The 3,058-nt window shown below is 69.6% G+C and carries 5 protein-coding genes and 1 pseudogene; 3 read left to right on the top strand and 3 right to left on the bottom strand.

Annotated elements, in window-relative coordinates; all coding sequences use genetic code 11:
• Positions 1 to 216, bottom strand: a pseudogene (locus tag A5711_RS27410) (hypothetical protein); the annotation flags it as partial.
• A 59-nt stretch (positions 217 to 275) separates the two neighbouring features.
• Positions 276 to 953, bottom strand: coding sequence for a phosphatase PAP2 family protein (locus A5711_RS02940; protein ID WP_067943914.1), 678 nt, complete (start codon positions 951 to 953; stop codon positions 276 to 278).
• 82 nt (positions 954 to 1,035) lie between these two features.
• On the opposite strand from A5711_RS02940, the gene A5711_RS02935 reads away from it, so the two are divergent.
• Positions 1,036 to 1,518: a hypothetical protein gene (locus A5711_RS02935; RefSeq protein WP_067943912.1), complete on the top strand. Its 483-nt coding sequence runs from the start codon at positions 1,036 to 1,038 to the stop codon at positions 1,516 to 1,518.
• Here A5711_RS02935 and A5711_RS02930 read toward each other — a convergent pair.
• A complete protein-coding gene (locus A5711_RS02930; protein WP_067943910.1) occupies positions 1,502 to 1,786 on the bottom strand; it encodes a hypothetical protein in 285 nt (94 codons plus the stop codon). The two genes, A5711_RS02935 and A5711_RS02930, sit on opposite strands and share 17 nt — an antisense overlap.
• Before the next feature lie 73 nt (positions 1,787 to 1,859).
• Here A5711_RS02930 and bluB point away from each other — a divergent pair, with 73 nt between their 5' ends.
• Entirely contained in the window at positions 1,860 to 2,534 is a 675-nt protein-coding gene (bluB, locus tag A5711_RS02925; RefSeq protein WP_067943908.1) for a 5,6-dimethylbenzimidazole synthase, read from the top strand.
• A 37-nt stretch (positions 2,535 to 2,571) separates the two neighbouring features.
• Positions 2,572 to 3,058, top strand: a 487-nt coding sequence (locus A5711_RS02920) for a sulfatase-like hydrolase/transferase (protein ID WP_156744750.1), incomplete at its 3' end; no start/stop codon positions are given.

The following is a 3,058-nucleotide window of genomic DNA, read 5'->3' as shown; positions in this document are numbered from 1 at the left end:
GCCGGTCCGCAGCGCCTGCCACCCGGCGGCGGAGCGCTGGTAGATGTCCATCGTTGCGTTCGACCCGCCGGTGCTCATCACCGAAACCACCTGCGTGGCATTGCCGACGGCGTTCGCGAACCAGGGGGCGCCCGCCGCGGCACTGATCGGCGCCAGCGCGAGCGAGCCGAAAATCGCGCACGCCAAAGCGGATAGCGAAGCGAGCAGTCGGCGCATGACCTTTATCGTCAGACCCTCACAGCGCGAGGTCAAGTAAAGCTTTAGACCCGGTTAGGTCACCGGGCCGTGACCAAATCCCCCGCGTCGCACGGCTTTCGGGAGGAAGCCGGGCTCGTCGGCCGAATTACCGTGAAACACAGCAGGAAATACAAGTAGCCGAGCGACCAGCCCGCCAATACGTCGGACGGGTAGTGCACGTTCAGCGCCACCCGCGAAATCCCCACCCCCAGCACGCTCAGCGCGACCAGCGCGACCGCACCGCGGCGCACCGCACGGTTCATCGTCGGCAACCCAAGGGACAGCGCCGCGAGCAGCGCCGCCGTCGCCTCCAGGGCGTGCCCGGACGGAAACGATGTCTCGGCCGCGGCCACCAGCATGGTCGACGGCCGCGGCCGGTCCACCAGCGCCTTGGCCGCCAGCGTGACGAGCCCGCTCAGGGGCGCACACGCCAACAGCAGCAGCGCCGCCCGCAGCCGGCGCATTACCAGGGCGGCCACCGCCGCCACCGTGCCCAGCACCCGCAGCGGTACCGGGCCCAGCGCGAAGGAAACGTCGGCCCAGAACCGCACCCAGAACGGGTGTTTGACCGCGCTGTCCCGCGCGGCGTTCAGCAGTGACCAGTCCATGCGCTGCTGCCAGTGCCAGTGCTGGGAGTAACCCACCCACATGAGCGCGTACACCGCCACGGCGGTCAGGGCGATGCAGGCGGCCGGCATGAGCCGCGATCGGGTCATGACCCCACCGATACCAGTTGCGCCGCGCGCCGGCGCGGGCGCCCTGACCACACGGTTCCCGGCGCCGGTCCATACTGGCGTCATGGCCGTGTTTGTCCGTAGGTTGCTCGGCATCGGCAAGCTACCCGACGACGTATACGCGCAGGTCGAGGCGGAGGGCCTTATCCACCTCGCCGACTACGTCCCGGTGACCCGGCGATTCCGGGGCGCCATCCCCGGCGTGCGATTGCCGCACAGCGTCGCCAGCTACACGGGTTCGCTGGTGTTCAGCTCCGAGCGGGTGCTCGCCACGTTGTCCATGCTGCCCAGGCTGGCCGGCCCGACCGTCGACGTCCGCTGGGACGCGCCGCACAACGGTGCGGCGCAGGTCGAGATATCGTCGACCGGTTTGCAGGTCGACGTCGACGTCGCGCGGGTGGACCCGAAGTTCAGCGGCGAACTGTCGCTGCACTACAAGGTCGCCATTCCGGCCGATGTGCTCAGCGGCCTGCCGCGGCGATCGCTCACCTTCGACATGCCGCCCGACTACGTCTTCCGGGCGGTCGGCGTTACCTATAGTCCGTGACGGTCATCCGCGGCCAGGGCGGCTGCCGCAGCACCGCCAGACTGCCGATCACCGCCGCCAGCAGGCCGGTCAGCACTCCGATCAGCGCGATTCGACTCCCGTCCACCGCGGGCGTCCAGGACGCCTCGCCGTTGCGGACGACGAAGACGCCGCACGGTTTGACGACGGGGATCACCGTGACGCCGTCCGGTGTCTGATAGGGCTCGCCGTACACGCCGCCGGCGGCGCGGTCGGTGGGCAGCTGGTCGAGTAGGTCGAAGGGCTTCACTGGACACTCCTTTCTCGGGTGTTCGCCGGGTCCGTGCCGCGGACACCGTTCACGCTAACGCGGATTTCCTACGATGACTCCCGTGAGCGAGGAGGGCTTCAGCCCGCAGGAGCGACGGGCCGTCTATCGGGTGATCTCCGAACGGCGGGACATGCGCCGGTTCTCACCCGGCGTGGTGGCCGAAGATGTGCTCGCGCGCCTGCTGCAGGCGGCCCACGCGGCGCCCAGCGTCGGCCTGATGCAGCCGTGGCGTTTCATCCGGATCACCGATGACGGGCTGCGGCGCCGCATCCACGCCCTCGTCGACGAAGAGCGCCCGCGCACCGCCGCGGCCCTGGGCGAGCGGGGCGAGGAGTTTTTGGCGCTGAAGGTCGAAGGCATCCTGGAATGCGCCGAGCTTCTGGTGGTGGCGCTGGGCGACGACCGGGAGCGGCACGTGTTCGGCCGGCGGACGCTACCGCAGATGGACCTCGCGTCGGTGTCGTGCGCGATCCAGAATCTGTGGCTGGCGGCGCGCTCCGAAGGCCTTGGCATGGGCTGGGTTTCGCTGTTCGATCCGCAGCGGTTGGCGGCCCTGCTGGAGATGCCCGCCGGGGCGGAGCCGGTGGCCATTCTGTGCCTGGGACCGGTGCCCGGATTCCCCGACCGGCCGGCGCTGGAGCTGGACGGCTGGGCGGTCGCCCGCCCGCTCTCGGAGTTCGTCTGCGAGAACCGCTGGAGTCGGCGCGCCCAGGTTCCCCCCGAGTAGCTGCGGTATCGTCGCCGGTCGCGGGCAAATTGGAGAGGTGACGCAATTGGCGCCGGGCGAAGCAGCCGACCGACAAGACAACGTGCTGATCGTGCACTGGCACGACCTGGGTCGCTATCTGGGCGTCTACGGCCACCCGGACGTCTCCAGCCCCCGGCTGGACCGCCTTGCCGCCGAGGGCATCCTGTTCACCCGGGCGCACGCCACGGCGCCGCTGTGCTCCCCGTCGCGCGGATCGCTGTTCACCGGCCGCTATCCGCAGACCAATGGCCTGATCGGGCTGGCGCACCACGGCTGGGAGTACCGCAGCGGCGTGCGCACCCTGCCGGAGATATTGAGCGATGCGGGTTGGTACTCGGCGCTTTTCGGCATGCAGCACGAGACGTCGTACCCGCAGCGGCTGGGCTTCGACGAGTTCGACGTGTCGAACTCGTACTGCGAGTACGTGGTGGACAAGACGGCCGAATGGCTGCGTGACGGCGACGAGGATCTCGGGGGCCAACCGTTCCTGTTGACCGCCGGCT

This window comes from Mycobacterium sp. E2238 (assembly GCF_001672665.1).
In the GTDB taxonomy this organism is placed as follows: Bacteria; Actinomycetota; Actinomycetes; order Mycobacteriales; family Mycobacteriaceae; genus Mycobacterium.
Note: the sequence above shows the minus strand (reverse complement) of the source record. Positions and strands in the feature narration are given on the sequence as shown.

Excerpts from the sequence above, each read along its gene's own strand:
- A5711_RS02935 (WP_067943912.1), top strand. The coding sequence starts at position 1,036 with ATGGCCGTGTTTGTCCGTAGGTTGCTCGGCATCGGCAAGCTACCCGAC.
- bluB (WP_067943908.1), top strand. The coding sequence starts at position 1,860 with ATGACTCCCGTGAGCGAGGAGGGCTTCAGCCCGCAGGAGCGACGGGCC.
- A5711_RS02940 (WP_067943914.1), bottom strand. The coding sequence starts at position 953 with ATGACCCGATCGCGGCTCATGCCGGCCGCCTGCATCGCCCTGACCGCC.